Consider the following 15,465-nt stretch of genomic DNA (forward strand, 5'->3'; position numbering starts at 1 on the left):
CCGTCACAACTTGTACCCCACGCCGGGCACGGTCTCGATCACCTGAGGCTCGCCCAGCTTCTTCCGCAGCGTCATCATGGTCACCCGCACCACGTTGGTGAACGGGTCGATGTTCTCGTCCCAGGCCTTGTCGAGCAGGTCCTCCTGGCTGACCACCGCGCCCTCGGCGCGCATCAGCTCCTCCAGGACGGCGAACTCCTTCTTGGTCAGCACGATCTCCCGGCCGTCGCGCTCGACCAGCCGCTTGCCGGGGTCGAGCCGGATGCCGGCGCGCTCCAGCACGGGTGGCAGGGCCGGCGCCGACCGGCGGCCGAGCGCCCGCACCCGCGCCACCAGCTCGATGAACACGAATGGCTTGGCCAGGTAGTCGTCGGCGCCCAGGCCGAGCCCCTCCACCTTGTCGTCCACGTCACCGGAGGCGGTCAGCATGAGGATCCGGGAGCTGGTGCGCTGCTGGACCAGCCGCCGGCAGACCTCGTCGCCGTGCACGACCGGCAGGTCCCGGTCCAGCACGATCACGTCGTAGTCGATGTAGGAGGTGCGTTCCAGCGCCCCGCCGCCGTCGTAGGCGACGTCCACGGCCATGGCCTCGCGTCGCAGCCCCGTCGCGATAGCGTCGGCGAGAACCTTCTCATCCTCGACCACCAGTACGCGCACGCTGTCACACCTTCCTCCGATTGTGATGACTCATTGTGCCCGCCTTTTCGATAAGCGCACGGTAAGCGAGGTCCAGGTGCGGGTGACACAGCCCACAAGGAAATCCATGTTTCGGACGACAAGGGGTCTGGGTATGCCAGCGAAACACCCCATGCGCCCGCGTCCCCTCCGGGCCCTGTGCGGCGGGTGCGCCTTCGCCCCGCGAGGGGCCGACCCCCTGAGAGAGTAGGTGAGATGGGCGAGTTCACGACCACGATCGAAAGCCGCCTCGACCAGGCTTACAAGGGTCTGCGTGAAGCCAGGAGCGCCGGTGACGACTACCTCGCCGACACCCTCACCGCCGAGATCGAGGATCTGCGCCGCCTGGCGGACGATCACGGTATCCCGCTGCCACGATGACGTGGCCGCGCTGACGCGGTAGACAGGACGGCCGGTGCCCGGGAGGAGGGGTCCCGGCCGTCGCCGTGTCGTCAGGCGTCGCGTTCCGGGTCGAGCGGCACGAGCAGGTCGTGCAGGTCCTCGAAGAGTCCCGGCGCCGCGCAGAGCGTCAGGTCGCCGTTGTACGGCCTGCCGTTCAGCCCGCCGATCCTGGCCCCCGCCTCGGCGGCCACCAGCCCGGCCGCCGCGTAGTCCCAGTAGTTGACGCCCCGCTCGTAGTAGGCGTCGACCCGTCCACAGGCCACCGAGCACAGGTCGACGGCGCACGACCCGCCGCGCCTGATGTCGCGCACCCGCGGCAGCACCGCCGTCAGCACCTCGGCCTGGACGGCCCGCCGCGCCGCGTCGTAGCCGAACCCGGTGGCGACCAGCGCCTGCCCGAGCGGCACCGCGGGGTTGCAGCGCAGCCTCTCGCCGCCTAGCCAGGCGCCCTCGCCTACGGCGGCGGTGAACACCTCGCCGCGCGCCGCCGCGTTCACCACGCCGGCCACCACCCGGCCGCGCACCTCGACCGCGATGGAGACCGCCCAGTCGGACAGCCCGTACAGGAAGTTGACGGTGCCGTCGATCGGGTCGACGACCCAGCGCACGTCGGTCTCGCCGGGATGGTCGCCCTCCTCCTCGCCGAGGATCCGGTCGCCGGGCCTGACGGCCAGGATGCGCTCGCGGATGAGCTGCTCGGAGGCCCGGTCCAGGACGGTGACCACGTCGGTGGGGCTGGACTTGGTCTGGATGTCGGCGGACCGGGTGGACATCGCGGGCCGCTTGGCGAGCAGCATGTCGCCGGCCTCGCGGGCGATGTCCTCGGCCAGCCGGAGGAACCCGGCGGGTGTCGTGGCGCCGGGCATCAGGCCACCGACTCCGGGCGCTTCCACTCCTGGCCGAGCACGTGGTGGCCGAGGAAGGCCAGGACGGTCTCGTACCAGGCGACGACGTTGCCGGGCTGGAGAATCCAGTGGTTCTCGTCCGGGAAGTAGAGGAACTTCGACTCCACGCCGGTGCGCCGCAGGTCCCACCAGAGCCGCAGGGCCTCGCCGATCGGCACCCGGTAGTCCTTGTCGCCGTGGATGACGAGCATCGGGGTGGTGATCTCGTCGAGGGCGAGGTGCGGGGAGAGCAGGGAGTAGCGCTCGGCGCCGGGCGGGCCGAACTCGCGCTGCCAGAACATGGCCCCGTCGGTGGTGCCCGCGAACTGGTCGAGGTGCCACAGCGAGGCGTGGGTGACGATCGCGCGGTAGCGGTCGCTGTGGCCGGCGATCCAGTTGGCCATGTAGCCGCCGAAGGAGCCGCCCATCGCGGCCGTGCGCGTGACGTCGAGGTCGTCCCTGGCCAGGGCGGCGTCCACGACGGCGTCCAGGTCGGCCATGGTGCGCGGGCCCCAGTCGCCCCAGCCGCGGTCGATCATGCCTTGACCGTAGCCGGTGGACAGGGCCGGGTCCGGCATCAACACGGCGTAGCCGTGGCGGGCCATGATCCAGGCCTGCCAGCGCCACTGCCAGTCGTTCCAGGAGGCGACGGGGCCGCCGTGGATCCACAGCAGCAGCGGCGCCGGGTCGGCGGCGCCGGCGCCTTCCGGCAGCACCAGCCAGCCGCGGATGGTGACGCCGTCGTCGGCGGTCGCGGTGACCTCGGTGAGCGTGCCGGGGACCTCGGGGCGCGGCGCGGGCGAGGGCAGGTCGGTGATCTCGCCGGTGACGTCGATCCTGGCCGGGCCGGGGGCCAGCGCGATCCCGCTGCGCAGCGCGTACAGGGAGGCGCCGTCGGAGGAGACGTTGAGCGCGAGGTAGGCGGCGTCGTCGGCGGTCAGCCGGGACGCCTCGCCGTCCAGCGGGACGTGGAAGACCGGCCGGCGGCCCTGATGGTCGGCGGCGACGTACACGGCGGAGGAGTCGGGGGCCCACACGACGTCCATCGGGGCGGCCAGGTCCGGCGCGTACGCCCGCGCCTGTCCTGAGGCCAGGTCGCCGATCCACAGCTCGGCGCGGGTCGGCAGGCCGGGCGTCGCGATCCGCTCGCGCACGCAGGCGATCCTGGCGCCGTCGGGCGAGACGGCGAGCGGGCCGGTGAAGTCGTGGCCCTCGTCGGCGAAGAGCGGGCGGCGTTCCCCGGACTCGACGTCGATCGCGACCAGTTCGGCGCGCCGCTCCCCCGCGGGCAGCGGGGACCGCCAGGTGGTGATCACCGTACGGCCGTCGGGGGTGAGCGCGAAGTCGGCCTCACGCAGCGCCTCGCCCGGGTCGGGGGTGAGGTCGCGGACCTGCTCCAGGCCGTCGGGGCCGAGCCGGCCGGCGAACAGGCGGGGACGGCCGGGGCCGAGGTCGTGGTCCCAGAAGCGGACCGGGTAGCCCTCGTGCAGGATCGCGCTGGTCCCGGCGTCCTTGCGGGCCTTGCGCCGCTCGGCCTCGTCGGCCTCCTCGCCGTCGAGCACGTCGGAGGCGAACACGACGGTGTCGCCGGCGGTGCGGAAGGCGCCGATGCCGCCGGGGCGCCCGGCCACCCGGCGCGCCTCGCCCCCCGCCGCGGGCAGCAGCCAGAGCGCGGCCGTCTCGCCGTCGCCGTCCTCGGTCGTGGGATCGGGCCGGGCGCTGGTGAACAGCAGGTCGCCCGCCGCGGTGAACTCCGCCGCCGACTCGCCCTTGGCCGAACGGGTCAGGCGGTAGGGCTCGCGGTCGAGGGGGATCGCCCACAGCGCGGTGCCGTACGACTTGCCGTCCGGATTGAGCGCCTGGACCACGGAGACGAGCCGGGAGCCGTCGGGGGCGAGCTTCAGCGAGGTGACGCGAGGGATGGCTACATAGTCACGGATATCGTCAAAGGGGCTCACTTATCCGAACCTACCTGTTGGCACGACCACCGGCCTCCTGGCGGGACCACCGGCACGCCGTCCTAGGCTGGTTCACGTGGCAGATTACGACGCGTTGCTGGTGCTGTCGTTCGGCGGCCCCGAGGGGCCCGACGACGTGATGCCCTTCCTGGAGAACGTGGTCCGGGGCCGCGGCGTCCCCCGCGAACGACTGCTGGAGGTCGCCGAGCACTATCAGAGCTTCGGCGGGGTCAGCCCGATCAACGCGCAGAACCGCGCCCTGGTCGAGGCGCTGCGACCGGTGGCGGGCGTGCCGGTCTACTGGGGCAACCGCAACTGGCGGCCGTTCGGCGAGGACACCGTGCGGCGGATGGCCGACGACGGGGTGCGCAAGGCCGCGGTCTTCGCCACCTCCGCCTACGCGGGCTACTCCAGCTGCCGCCAGTACTACGAGGACATCGCCAGGATCTCCTTCGAGGGCGGCCCCGAGCTGGTCAAGCTGCGCCACTTCGGCGACCACCCCGGGTTCGTGGAGGCGATGGCCGACCACACCCGGCAGGCCCTGGAGCGGCTCCAGGACCGGGCCGGCCAGGACGACGTCCGGCTGGTGTTCACCGCCCACAGCATCCCCGTCTCGATGGCGGAGGCCTCCGGGCCGTCGGGCGGCCTGTACGAGGCGCAGCTGCGCCGCACGGCCGAGCTGGTCAACGAGGCGCTGGGCCGCACCGCGCCGTGGGACCTGGTGTGGCAGTCGCGCAGCGGCCCGCCGCAGGTGCCGTGGCTGGAGCCGGACGTCTGCGACCACCTGCGCGCGCTGGACGCCAAGGCCGTGGCGCTGGTGCCGATCGGGTTCGTCTCCGACCACATGGAGGTCGTCTACGACCTCGACACCGAGGCCAGGCAGGTCGCCGAGGAGCTCGGGCTGCCGATGGAGCGGGCCGCCACGGCGGGCATCCACCCGGCGTTCGTGCGGATGGTGCGCGAGCTGATGGACGAGCCGGAGCCGGTGCCCTGCCCGCTCACCTGCTGCCCGGCGCCGAGGCGCCGGCCCGCTCAGGCGCCCGCTCAGGTGTAGGAGCGGGCGTAGGCGTCGGCGATGCCGAGCACCTTGTCCACGTAGTCCCACGAGTGGTTGTAGTGCCAGATGGCCTTGCGCAGCTTCTCGCCGCCCTGGCCGGCCCCGGTGGAGCACAGGTAGTTGGCCGCTCCCGGCACCGCGTCGTACGGGCTCCAGATGTCCTTCTTGCCGTCGCCGTCCCCGTCCACGCCATAGGCCTTCCAGGTGGCGGGCATGAACTGCATCGGCCCGAGCGCGCCGGCGCTCGACGGGCCGTTGTTGCGGCCGTGGCTGCTCTCCACCTGGCCGATGGCGGCCAGCACGGTCCACGACAGGCCGGGGCAGCGGGTGGCGGCCTGCTTGTACAGCTCCAGATAGCTGCCCGGCCTGCCTGTGGTGACGGCGGCCTGCTCGGGCTGCTCGGGCTGCTCCCGCACCCGGGCCCGGCGCCGGTCGGCGTCGAGCAGGACGACCTGTGCGGAACGGCCGAGCGTCCGGCGCACGGCCGCCTCGCTGATCTTGCCTTCCCGGCCGTGCAGCAGCACCACCACGCCGCGGGCCAGTCCGAGCGTGCGGCCGAGCTCGGTGCCGACCAGCGCGTCGACCCCCTTCAGCCCGAGCGGGGCGGCGGCGGCCAGCCGCAGCCGGGGGCCGCCGTCGACCTGGTAGTAGGCGCCGAGCTTGAGCCCGTACGTGCGCACGGCCGCCGCGTCGGCGACGAACTCGCCCCTGGCCAGCGCGCTCCACACGCCGGGATGGTCGGCGACGGCCTTGGGCGTCCAGGAGCGGAAGTCGGCCTGGTCGACGGCGAGCAGGTTGAGCCCGGTGCCGGCCACCTTGACCGAGCCCGCGTCCACCACGATGGCCTTCTGCACGTGCTTCAGCGCGGACAGCGCGAAGCGGGTCTCCTTGGGCACCTCGGCGGGCGCGATGGCGAGCACGCGCGGCGGCGTGGGCGTCACCCCGGCGCCGCCCTCACCGAAGTCCTTGACGGGGGCGGTGGTGGGGGCCGTGGTGGGGGCCGTGGTCGGGACGAGCTCGTCGAGCCCGGCGGTCTGCCGCTCGGCCCCGCGCTTCCCCGTCTCCCGGGGAGCCGCCCGCTCCAGCGGGGCCTCGCCCATGACCAGCACCACGCCGCCTGCGGCGATCGTCACCACGAGCACGGCGGTGACCATCAGTAACACCGCACGCAAAGAGGGAAGACCGGACACCCGGGACACGTTAATCCACTCGCCGAGAAAACTGTTGCGATCCGGACAGACGATGCGCAAAGTTATGCGTTGACGTAAGGAGAAAATGCCATGATCGGGCCTTACCGGGGGTTGTTCACAGGGCCCGGGGTCAAGGGTTTCGTGCTGGCCGGGTTCATCGGACGGTGGCCGATGTCCATGCTCGGCATCGGCGTGGTGCTGCTGGTCGAGGGCCTCACCGAGTCGTTCGCGGTGGCCGGCGCCGTGTCCGCGGTGTGCAGCCTCGCCTTCGCCGTCGCCGCCCCGCTGTCCGGGCGGCTGGCCGACCGCTTCGGCCAGAGCCTGATCATCGTCCCGTTCGCCGTGGTCAACGCGCTCGCCGTGGTCGCGCTCATGCTCAGCGCCGGGCTCGGCCTGCCGGCGTGGACGCTGTACGCGGCCGCCCTGCTGACCGGCGCCACGTCGCTGTCGCTCGGGTCGATGGTCCGGGCCCGCTGGAGCCACCTGCACGCCGGATCGGCCAAGCTGCACACCGCCTTCGCCTTCGAGTCCGTCGCCGACGAGGTGATCTTCGTCACCGGGCCGGCGCTGGTCACCGTGCTGGCCACGGCCGTGAACCCGTACGCCGGCCTGGCCGTGGCGATGGTGGCCATGTTCACCGGGTCGATCGCGCTGGCGCTGCAGCGGAGCACCCAGCCACCGGTGCGGCCCGCCCGTGCGAACGGTGGCAGCGGTGGCACTCCGATCCTCATCCCCGGCGTCGCCCTGCTGTCGTGCGTCTATCTGAACCTCGGCGCGGTCTTCGGCTCGGTCGACCTGATCACGGTGGCGTTCGCCGCCGAGCACGGGGTCAAGGGCGCCTCCGGGTTCCTGCTGGCCGCGTTCGCGGGCGGGTCGCTGGTGTCGGGACTCTGGTTCGGCTCGCGCAACTGGCGGATCTCGCTGCGCGGCCGGTTCGTCCGCACGCTCGGCCTGTTCCTCGTCGGCCTGCTGCCGATCGTGTTCATCGGGCAGGTGCCGGTCATGGCGGTCGCGCTCTTCGTCGCGGGGTTCGCCATCTCGCCGACCCTCATCACCGGCTTCTCGCTGACCGAGCGGCTGGTGCCGCCGTCGCTGCTCACCGAGGGCATGGCGTGGATCTCGACCTCGATCGGGCTCGGCGTGGCGATCGGCGCGTGGGCGGGAGGCAGGCTCACCGAGATGTTCGGCGCGTCCAGCGCCTACGGGTTCTCGCTGGCGTGCGCGGCGCTCGCGGTCGTCGTGGGCGTCGGAGGTTCGGGTTTGCTGAGACTTCCCGAGGCGCCTTCACCGGTCCGGACCTGATCCGCTACCGTCGGGACATCCCTCGCATCACCCTTCACATTGGAAACAACAGTTATGTCCCGACATTTGACTTCACTTCTGGCCATTGCGGCAGTTGCGGTGCTGGCGGCTCCCGCGCCGGCGGTCGCCGCCCCCAAGGCGAAGAAGGTCGACTGCTCGCAGGTGAAGTGCGTGGCGCTCACCTTCGACGACGGGCCGGGCAAGTACGCGGGCACCCTGCTGGACACCCTGAAGAAGTACGACGCCAAGGCCACGTTCTTCCTCCAGGGCCAGTACGTGAAGAGCCGCCCCTCCTACGTCAAGCGGATGGTGAAGGAGGGGCACGCGATCGGCAACCACGGCTACTCCCACCCCGACTTCACCAAGTCGTCCGAGGCCACGATCCGCAGCGAGATCAAGAAGACCAACGACGAGATCAAGAAGGCGGCCGGGGTCGAGCCCAAGCTGCTGCGTCCCCCGTACGGGCTGTCGGACCTCACGGTCCAGGACATCGCGGCCGAGTTCGGCATGCCGATCATCCTGTGGACCGGCGGCTCGCGCGACTGGGAGTCGAGGAACGAAGAGAAGATCAAGAAGCAGACCCTGTCGGTCGCCAAGGGCAACAGCATCGTCCTCATGCACGACTGGGTGAAGCAGACGGTGGACTCGATGCCCTCGATCATCAAGACGCTGCAGCGCAGCGGATACCACCTGGTCACCGTCGACGACGTCATCAAGGGCGAGGACCTCAAGGCCGGCGACGTCTTCCCGCTACCTGAAGGCTGGGAACAGTGAGTATTGTTCACGTTTAACGTGACCATGCTCCAGCCAGGGAGAGCCTCCTCATGGCGTTCACCAACTGGGCGGGCAACCAGACCTGCTCCCCCGCCGAGGTGCGCACCCCCGCGTCCGCCGGGGACGTGGCGCGCGCCGTCCGGGACGCGGCGGCGGGCGGGCGGCGGCTGCGCATGGCCGGCACGGGCCACTCCTTCACCGGGGTGGCCCTGACCGACGGGATCCTGCTGCGCCCCGAAGGGCTCACCGGGGTCCGCTCCTGGGCCGGGGACCAGGTCACCGTGCTGGCCGGCACCCCGCTCAGGACGCTGAACACGCTGCTGGCCGAGCGCGGCCTGGCCCTGGCCAACATGGGCGACATCACCGAGCAGACGGTCGCGGGCGCCATCCAGACGGGCACGCACGGCACCGGCCGCGAGGCCGGCGGCCTGGCCGACCAGGTGACCGGCCTGGAACTGGTGACGGCCGACGGCTCGACGGTCACCGTCGCACCCGGCGAGGACCTGTTCGACGCCGCCCGGGTCGGGCTGGGCGCGCTCGGCGTGCTCACGGCGGTCACCTTCCGGGTGGAGCCGGCGTTCCTGCTGCACCACCGGCGCCGGCGGATGCCGCTCAGCCGCATCCTCGACTCGCTCGACGCCCTGACCGGCGAGCACGAGCACCTGGACTTCTTCTGGCTGCCGCACACCGACGCGTGCCTGGTCAAGACCAACAACCGGCATCCGGGGCCGGCCGCGCCGCCGAGCGCGTTCCGGCACTGGCTGGACGCCGTGTTCCTGGAGAACACCGTGTTCGGCGCCGCCTGCGCGGTCGGCGCGCGCCTGCCGGGCCTGATCCCCCGGATCAACGCCGTCAACGCCGCGGCCCTGGGCGACTCCGAGTGCGTCGACGCCTCGTACAAGGTCTTCACCGCGCGGCGGGACGTGCGGTTCCTGGAGACCGAGTACGCGATCCCGCGCGAGCGGCTGGGGCAGGCGCTGCGCGAGACGCGCGACCTGATCGACCGGATGGGCTGGAAGATCACCTTCCCGGTCGAGGTGCGGGTGACACCGCCGAGCGACGCCTGGCTGTCGACCGCGTACGGCAGACCGACCGCGTACGTGGCCTGCCACATCTACCGGCGGACCCCGAACCCGGCGTACTTCGAGGGCGTCGAGGAGATCATGACCAGGCTGGGCGGCCGACCGCACTGGGGCAAGCTTCACACCAGGGACGCCGCGTACCTCTCGGGCGTGTATCCGCGTTTCGCCGATTTCACCGCCCTGCGCGACCGGCTGGACCCGGACCGCCTCTTCGGCAACGACTACCTGGACCGGGTGCTCGGCCCCTGACGCGGGACGGCCCGGTGGGTCTGCCCCGGGTAAAGAACCGGCGCGCGAACAGGCGGGAGCGCGTGTCACGCCCCCGCGCGAGCGGCGGGCGGGGCAGCCTGGTCCATCGTGCCCCGACGTTCCGGCCCGGCCGCCGCGCACGTGCCCGCGGCCCCTTTCACCTGCGCCGCCACCTGTGCTGCCGCCGCCGTGACCACCGCCGTGACCACCGCGCCGCCACGCCGCGCCGTTCGGCCCGCCGCGGCCGGGGAGACCGGGCCGCGCGCCCGTCTTCTGGCGGCGGGCCGCCGTCCGATGCGCCACAATCCGACGAGGACGCCCGACCTCCTCCTGCGCACGGGCGGTCTCTGAAAGGATGGAATCGTCAAATGTGACCGGCGTCACATCGCCCCGGAGCTATCCCGGCAAGGCGATGTTCGGACATGCCGGGTACGGTGCTGGCAGGCAACCGGCACACGCGAGAGACTCAAGGGTCCGGGGGAAGAATGACGACGCTGACGAAGGGACTCGCATGCAGGAGCTCCGACTCGTCGCGGTGAGTGAGGACGGCACCTACCTCGTGCTGGCAACAGCCGGGCGGGGCACGCGCTTCACTCTTCCTGTGGACGATCGGCTCCGTGCTGCCGTCCGTGGCAACTTCTCCCGTCTCGGTCAGTACGAGATCGAAGTGGAGAGCCCGTTGCGCCCCAAGGAGATCCAGGCCCGCATCCGTGCCGGGGAGACAGCGGAGGAGATCGCCGCCACGGCCGGCATCCCGGTCGAGCGGGTCCGCTGGTTCGAGGGGCCGGTGCTCCAGGAGCGTGAGTACGTCGCCCAGCAGGCGCAGCGCGTCACGGTCCGCATGCCCGGCGAGACCGCGGCCGGCCCGACGCTGGGCGAGCTGGTGGCCGAGCGGCTCACCCGGCGCGGCGTGCCCACCGACGAGATCGACTGGGACTCCGCCAAGCGCGACGACGGCCTGTGGCGGGTCAAGCTCGGCTACGTGTGGAACGGTCACACGCGCCACGCCGAATGGCTCTTCGACCCCCGCCGCCGCCACGTGACCCCGCACGACGACGAGGCCCACCGCCTGTCGTCGGCCGACTTCGACCCCGATCCCGTGGTGGAGGACACCACGGTGACCCCGTTCGCGCCCCGGGTGGCCAAGCTGCAGCCGGTGCCGCCGCTGGCGTCCGACCCGCTGCCGTTCCCGTCCGTGATCAGGCAGGAGTCCGAGCCCGAGAAGCCGGCGGTCGGCTACGACCCACGGGCCCGCGAGCTGCCCGTCGACCTGCCGCCGTCCGCCTACGACCCCGACCCGGCGCCGCCGGCCCGCGACGACGCCCGCCGCGGCCCTTCCTCCTGGCTGCCGGACCTGGGCCCGTCGCGGCCCCAGCCCTTCTACGCGCCCGCCGACGACCGGGTCACCCGTGACCGCTCGTCCGGCCCCGGCCATCGGGTCGCCGACGACCGCCCCGCCGCACCGCAGCCCTTCACACCACAGCCGGACCACGGACGCCCCCACCCGGGTACGCCCCACCCCGGCCGCCCCACCACGCCCGACCCCGGCCCGACCGGCACACACCCCGCATCCCATCGGGAGCCCGCGCCCCGCCCAGAGACGGCGTCCCACCCCGAGACGGCGTCCCGCCCAGAGGCAGCGTCCCGTCCCGAGACGGCGCCTCGTCCAGAGGCCGCGCCTCGTCCGGAGCCTGCGTCGCATTCGGAGCCTCCGTCCCGTCCGGAGACCGCCTCCCGTGCGGAGCCTGCGGACGGCCGACCGGCTCAGCTGGCGTTCACCGACGCCGCTCCGGCCGGCGCGGAGCCGTCGCCGACCACCAGTCATCGTGAGAACACCGCACCGGCGTCCGCGCAGACCCCGGCGCCCTCGACTTCGACCGCCGCCGGGTCTCCGGAAGCTGTCGCGCCGTCTCCGGAGGCTGCCGCGCCGTCTTCAGAAACCGCCGCGCCGTCTTCCCAGCCTGCGGCGACCTCCGCCGCCGGCACCGCGACGCCCACCGACACCGCCGGCAGCGCATCCGGCACGCGCGACGACTCGACCGACGAGCCTGAGGCAGCGACCGGGCAGCCGACGTCATCCGAGCAGGCGTCACCGGGAGCCCAGACCGAAGCGTCACCCACGCGGACGGCACCAGCGGCGCAGACAGGATCGGCAGGGCAGACAGGACCAGCCGCGCAGACAGGACCCGCCGGGCAGACAGGACCGGCCGGGCAGACTACGACGCCGCCTGCACAGCCGACCCCGGCCGCGCGGCCCGGAACCCCGCCACAGACCACCTCGGCCGAGCAGGCCGGAGTTTCGCCCGTCCCGGCAGGACCGGCGGAGCGGACGGAACCTGCCACGCGAACGGAGGTCCCGCCTGCGGGCCCGGTCACGCGGACCGAGACCTCGCCCGAACGGACGGTCACATCGCACGGACAGGCCGAAGCCGCGCCCGCGCAGCCTGAGCCACCCGTCGCCCGGCCTGTGGCTGCGGAAGCGGCGACTTCGACCGCCGATGACGTGACGGCCGGAGCCGCCGAAACCGACGGCGGGACCGGAGCCCTCCACACGGACGGCGTGGCAGGGGCCGCCGACGCGGACGGCGTGACCGGCCAGGCGGCAGCCGCAGCAGAGGGTGCTGCGACCGCTCACCCGGCGGCCACCGACGCCGCGGGCGCGATCTCCAAGGCTGGAGATGCGACCGCCGCCCCTGCCGGCACCGCCGCCACGGCAGGGAACGCGACCGCCGCCGCTGCCGACTCCGAGGCCGGGGACGCGACCACCGTCACTGCCAACCCCAAGGCCGAGGACGCGACCGCCGCCAAAGCGACTGCCGGTGCCAAGGCCGGGGACGCGACCTCCGACTCTCCGAACACCCACGCCCACGCTGGAGGCGCGACTGCCGCCACCGCCGGGGCTGAGGGTTCGAAGGGCGACGCAGCGGACTCCACTGGTGACACCGCGGCCGGGGAAGCCCTCGCTGCGGCGACGGCCGCCGGGGTCGGGGAGTCCCCGGCTGAGGCCGCCGCCCGTGAGCTGGAGGACTCCAAGGCCGACGCGCCGAACCGGGAGCCGGCCGTCCACGCGCCGGCTGCCAGCGGGTCGGAGGTCGCCGACGCTCCCGCCGTACGTGAGGAGCCGGAAAGCCAGGCCGCCCCCGTACGGACCGGAGCGCCCGCGAAGAAGGCGGCCGGGCCGGAACCGGCGGGAGGTGGACGCAAGCCGCAGCCCAAGGGCGGCAAGGCGGTGCCCGCGGCCCGGACGAGCAAGGACGACCAGGTCAAGCAGGAGTCTCCGGCCAAGGAGGAGCCGCCGGCCCCGACACCCGCGCCCAAGCCGGCCCCGGCTCGGCAGGCGCGCAAGGGTTCGCGTGGCCGCCGCGCCTCGGTGCCGACGTGGGACGAGATCATGTTCGGCGCCCGCCGCCAGGACTGACGCCGCAGCCGCGAGCGCTTTCCGCCACACCCGTGACCGACCGGCCCGGAGACGCCGGATCTCAGGGGAAGCGCTCAACCGCGCCACGCACGGCCGCCCGCCAACCTCCGGCATCGACCAGCTCAAAGAGCACGAGCCGGGAACCCCGGGGGGCGGGTCAGCCGGAGGTGGGTGGGCGAGGGGTGCCGGTGGGCGGGGCGTTCAGGAACGGGGCCAGCCATTCGGGTGTCACCTCGGCGGGGAAGTCCCTGGCCTGGGCCGCGGAGACGTCGATGGCCGAGTAGCCGCCCTTGCCGGCGCCGGCCCCCACGGTCAGGGTGAAGACTCCCGCCCGCCGCTGGAACCAGGTCTGGCGGAGCCGCCAGCCCACCACGGCACGCCGTTCGACGACCGCCATGGACCGTCTGAGGGAGCCGGAGCGTACCGCCACCCGCTCGCCGTCATAGCCGTGGCCGAGCGAGCGGTACCGGTCGAGCCCGAGCGGAACCCCGAGAGCGGCCAGGATCAGCGCCGCCACGAGCAGCACCGACCACACGGCGGACCCGGTCAGCAGGAGCAGCAGTCCGGCCGCCGCCGCCGGGATGAGCCAGGGGAAGACGGCTCTGAACAGGCGGCGGTTGCGGGCGACCGGCGGGTGGGGGCGCAGGCTGGACCGGTAGGGGCCGATGGCCTCGCCGGTGACCGTGGTGGCGTCGGCGCGCGGGACGACAGGCAGAAGCTGGCCGCGGGTCTCGGAGTCGCCGAGGCCGGTGACGATGGCCCAGGCGCGGACCACGCCGACCCAGCGTTCGGCGAGCCCGTCGACGATCTCGTAGCCGCGCACCCGCCGCGACTCCAGCGACACGCTGCGCCGGTTGATCAGCCCGCGCTCGGCCACGAGGTAGCCGTCGCGCCGCTTGAGCCGGAAGTCCCAGTTGAAGACCGCGTACATGACGCCGCCCGCGAACGGCATCGCGGTCACCAGCAGGACCACGGCCGCCACCAGCAGCGACGGGCGCGCCCACAGCCACTGGCCGACGTTCCAGGCGGCGTCCTGGCCGAAGCCGAGATCGTCGCCCCACTGGAAGGCCAGGCCGATGGCGCCGCCGACGAGCGCGAACGGGGTCAGCAGGTACGCGCCCGACAGCGGCCCGTACAGCAGCCACCTGCGCGGGACGGCGAAGATGACGCGCTCGGCGGGTCCGGCGTCGGCGGCGCTCTCCACGGCGGGCCCGGCGTCGGACGCGGGGGCGGTGCCGGCGCGGCGCAGCAGGAGGGGTCTGAGCCGTTCGGCCTCCTGGACGGTGATGCCGTCGAGGGTGGCCTCGCCGTCTCCGCCGGTCGCGCCCGTGTCGATCTTCAGGACGGACAGGCCGAGGAGGCGGTGCATGGGCGGGGTGGACACGTCGACCCCGCGTACCCGCTCCAGCGGGATGGTGCGGATCGAGCGGCTGATGAGCGAGCGTTTGATCTCCACCCGGTCGCCCACGATCTCGTACGTGAACGTCGCCCACCGGATGACGGCGACCACCACGGTCCCGACCAGCCCGAGCGCCGCCCACAGGTAGGACCGGGACGAGAAGCCGCCCACCACGAGCACGCCGACCAGCGGCACCAGCAGCGAGGGCAGCATCCGTACGGGGTCGATGAGCAGCACTTTCGGGCTCAGCCGCAGCGGCACCGGAAACGGCCCCGGCGGCACGCCCCCGTACGGACCGGGCGGAGCGCCTTCAGGCGGACCGGGCGGGGTGGTTCCGTACGGCATTCCCTCATGAGGCCCCTCACCCGCACCACCGACGGGCGGGGGGCCGTCGTCCGCGCGTTCCGGTGAGCCGCTCGCGCCGCCGGACGGCGGGACCGGGGGCTGGTCGGCGGGGTTGGTCATGTCGCGTCGTCCCTGAGTTGCTCGGCCCGGCGCGCCAGCGCCTCCGCCAGTTCCGCCGCCACCCGGAAGTCCAGTCCTTTGATCGTCGACGATCCGGCGTGGGAGGCGGTGCGGATCTCCAGCGTCGCCAGCCCCAGCATCCGTTCGAGCCATCCCTGCCCCTTGTCGACGGTCTGGATGCGGCTGACCGGCACGAACACCCACTCCCTGGTCAGGAATCCCTGCCGCGCGTAGACGACGTCACCGGACAGCTCCCACCGATGCACCGCGTACCGCACGAACGGCTCGGCCACCAGGAACGGCGTGGTCAGCACCGCCACCGTGACCGGCAGCAGCCACGGCCGCGCGGCGAACCACTCCGGCACCCAGGCCCATCCGCTGCCGCCGACCCACCCGCCGGCCAGCACCGACCCGCCGACGAGCAGCACGAACCCGAACAGCGCCTCCAGCAGCCAGAGCCCGCGGGCCCGGGGGGAGACGCGGTTGGCGGGGTCGCGCAAGGGACCTGATGACGTCACAAGGCCAGCTTAGGGCTCGCGTCATGTCAGCGATCTGTCAGCGGTGTCCGGATCGGCGTCGTGAGGATGTCAGTGCCCTCCGGCAGAGTGGT

General features: G+C 73.0%; 12 protein-coding genes. 6 read left to right on the forward strand and 6 right to left on the reverse strand.

The genetic code is table 11. The features are described 5' to 3' along the window. Positions 1-3 precede the first annotated feature (3 nt). A complete protein-coding gene (locus OUY22_RS06315) occupies positions 4-657 on the reverse strand; it encodes a response regulator transcription factor (RefSeq protein ID WP_270153831.1) in 654 nt (217 codons plus the stop codon). 234 nt (positions 658-891) lie between these two features. On the opposite strand from OUY22_RS06315, the gene OUY22_RS06320 reads away from it, so the two are divergent. Further along, a complete protein-coding gene (locus OUY22_RS06320) occupies positions 892-1,056 on the forward strand; it encodes a hypothetical protein (RefSeq protein ID WP_270153832.1) in 165 nt (54 codons plus the stop codon). A gap of 71 nt (positions 1,057-1,127) precedes the next feature. Here OUY22_RS06320 and OUY22_RS06325 read toward each other — a convergent pair whose 3' ends face one another. Both OUY22_RS06325 and OUY22_RS06330 read right to left on the reverse strand, forming a co-directional pair. Continuing rightward, on the reverse strand, positions 1,128-1,943 hold the full coding sequence (locus tag OUY22_RS06325; protein ID WP_270153833.1) for an inositol monophosphatase family protein: 816 nt from the start codon (positions 1,941-1,943) through the stop codon (positions 1,128-1,130). After that, positions 1,943-3,919, reverse strand: a complete 1,977-nt coding sequence (locus OUY22_RS06330) for a S9 family peptidase (protein ID WP_270153834.1) — start codon at positions 3,917-3,919, stop codon at positions 1,943-1,945. The genes OUY22_RS06325 and OUY22_RS06330 overlap by 1 nt, the downstream gene beginning before the upstream one ends. 76 nt (positions 3,920-3,995) lie before the next feature. On the opposite strand from OUY22_RS06330, the gene OUY22_RS06335 reads away from it, so the two are divergent. After that, positions 3,996-4,973: a ferrochelatase gene (locus OUY22_RS06335; RefSeq protein ID WP_270153835.1), complete on the forward strand. Its 978-nt coding sequence runs from the start codon at positions 3,996-3,998 to the stop codon at positions 4,971-4,973. On the opposite strand, the gene OUY22_RS06340 is transcribed toward OUY22_RS06335, so the two are convergent. Continuing rightward, positions 4,964-6,130 carry a lytic transglycosylase domain-containing protein gene (locus OUY22_RS06340; protein ID WP_270153836.1) on the reverse strand — a complete coding sequence of 389 codons (1,167 nt, stop codon included), beginning with the start codon at positions 6,128-6,130 and terminating at the stop codon, positions 4,964-4,966. The genes OUY22_RS06335 and OUY22_RS06340 overlap by 10 nt on opposite strands. Before the next feature lie 126 nt (positions 6,131-6,256). On the opposite strand from OUY22_RS06340, the gene OUY22_RS06345 reads away from it, so the two are divergent. From OUY22_RS06345 to sepH, 4 genes are all read left to right on the forward strand, one after another. Further along, on the forward strand, positions 6,257-7,468 hold the full coding sequence (locus OUY22_RS06345) for an MFS transporter (protein ID WP_270153837.1): 1,212 nt from the start codon (positions 6,257-6,259) through the stop codon (positions 7,466-7,468). Positions 7,469-7,567: 99 nt separating this feature from the next. After that, entirely contained in the window at positions 7,568-8,242 is a 675-nt protein-coding gene (locus tag OUY22_RS06350) for a polysaccharide deacetylase family protein (protein ID WP_270153838.1), read from the forward strand. A 50-nt stretch (positions 8,243-8,292) separates the two neighbouring features. Next, on the forward strand, positions 8,293-9,573 hold the full coding sequence (locus tag OUY22_RS06355; protein ID WP_270153839.1) for a D-arabinono-1,4-lactone oxidase: 1,281 nt from the start codon (positions 8,293-8,295) through the stop codon (positions 9,571-9,573). Between the two features lie 511 nt (positions 9,574-10,084). Beyond that, positions 10,085-12,991, forward strand: a complete 2,907-nt coding sequence (sepH, locus tag OUY22_RS06360; RefSeq protein WP_270153840.1) for a septation protein SepH — start codon at positions 10,085-10,087, stop codon at positions 12,989-12,991. A 157-nt stretch (positions 12,992-13,148) separates the two neighbouring features. On the opposite strand, the gene OUY22_RS06365 is transcribed toward sepH, so the two are convergent. Next, the gene (locus tag OUY22_RS06365) at positions 13,149-14,735 is read right to left on the reverse strand and encodes a PH domain-containing protein (RefSeq protein WP_270153841.1); all 1,587 of its coding nucleotides are present in this window, start codon (positions 14,733-14,735) and stop codon (positions 13,149-13,151) included. A gap of 116 nt (positions 14,736-14,851) precedes the next feature. After that, a complete protein-coding gene (locus OUY22_RS06370; protein ID WP_270153842.1) occupies positions 14,852-15,373 on the reverse strand; it encodes a PH domain-containing protein in 522 nt (173 codons plus the stop codon). Between the last annotated feature and the right edge of the window lie 92 nt (positions 15,374-15,465).

This window comes from Nonomuraea corallina (genome assembly GCF_027620315.1).
GTDB lineage: Bacteria > Actinomycetota > Actinomycetes > Streptosporangiales > Streptosporangiaceae > Nonomuraea > Nonomuraea corallina.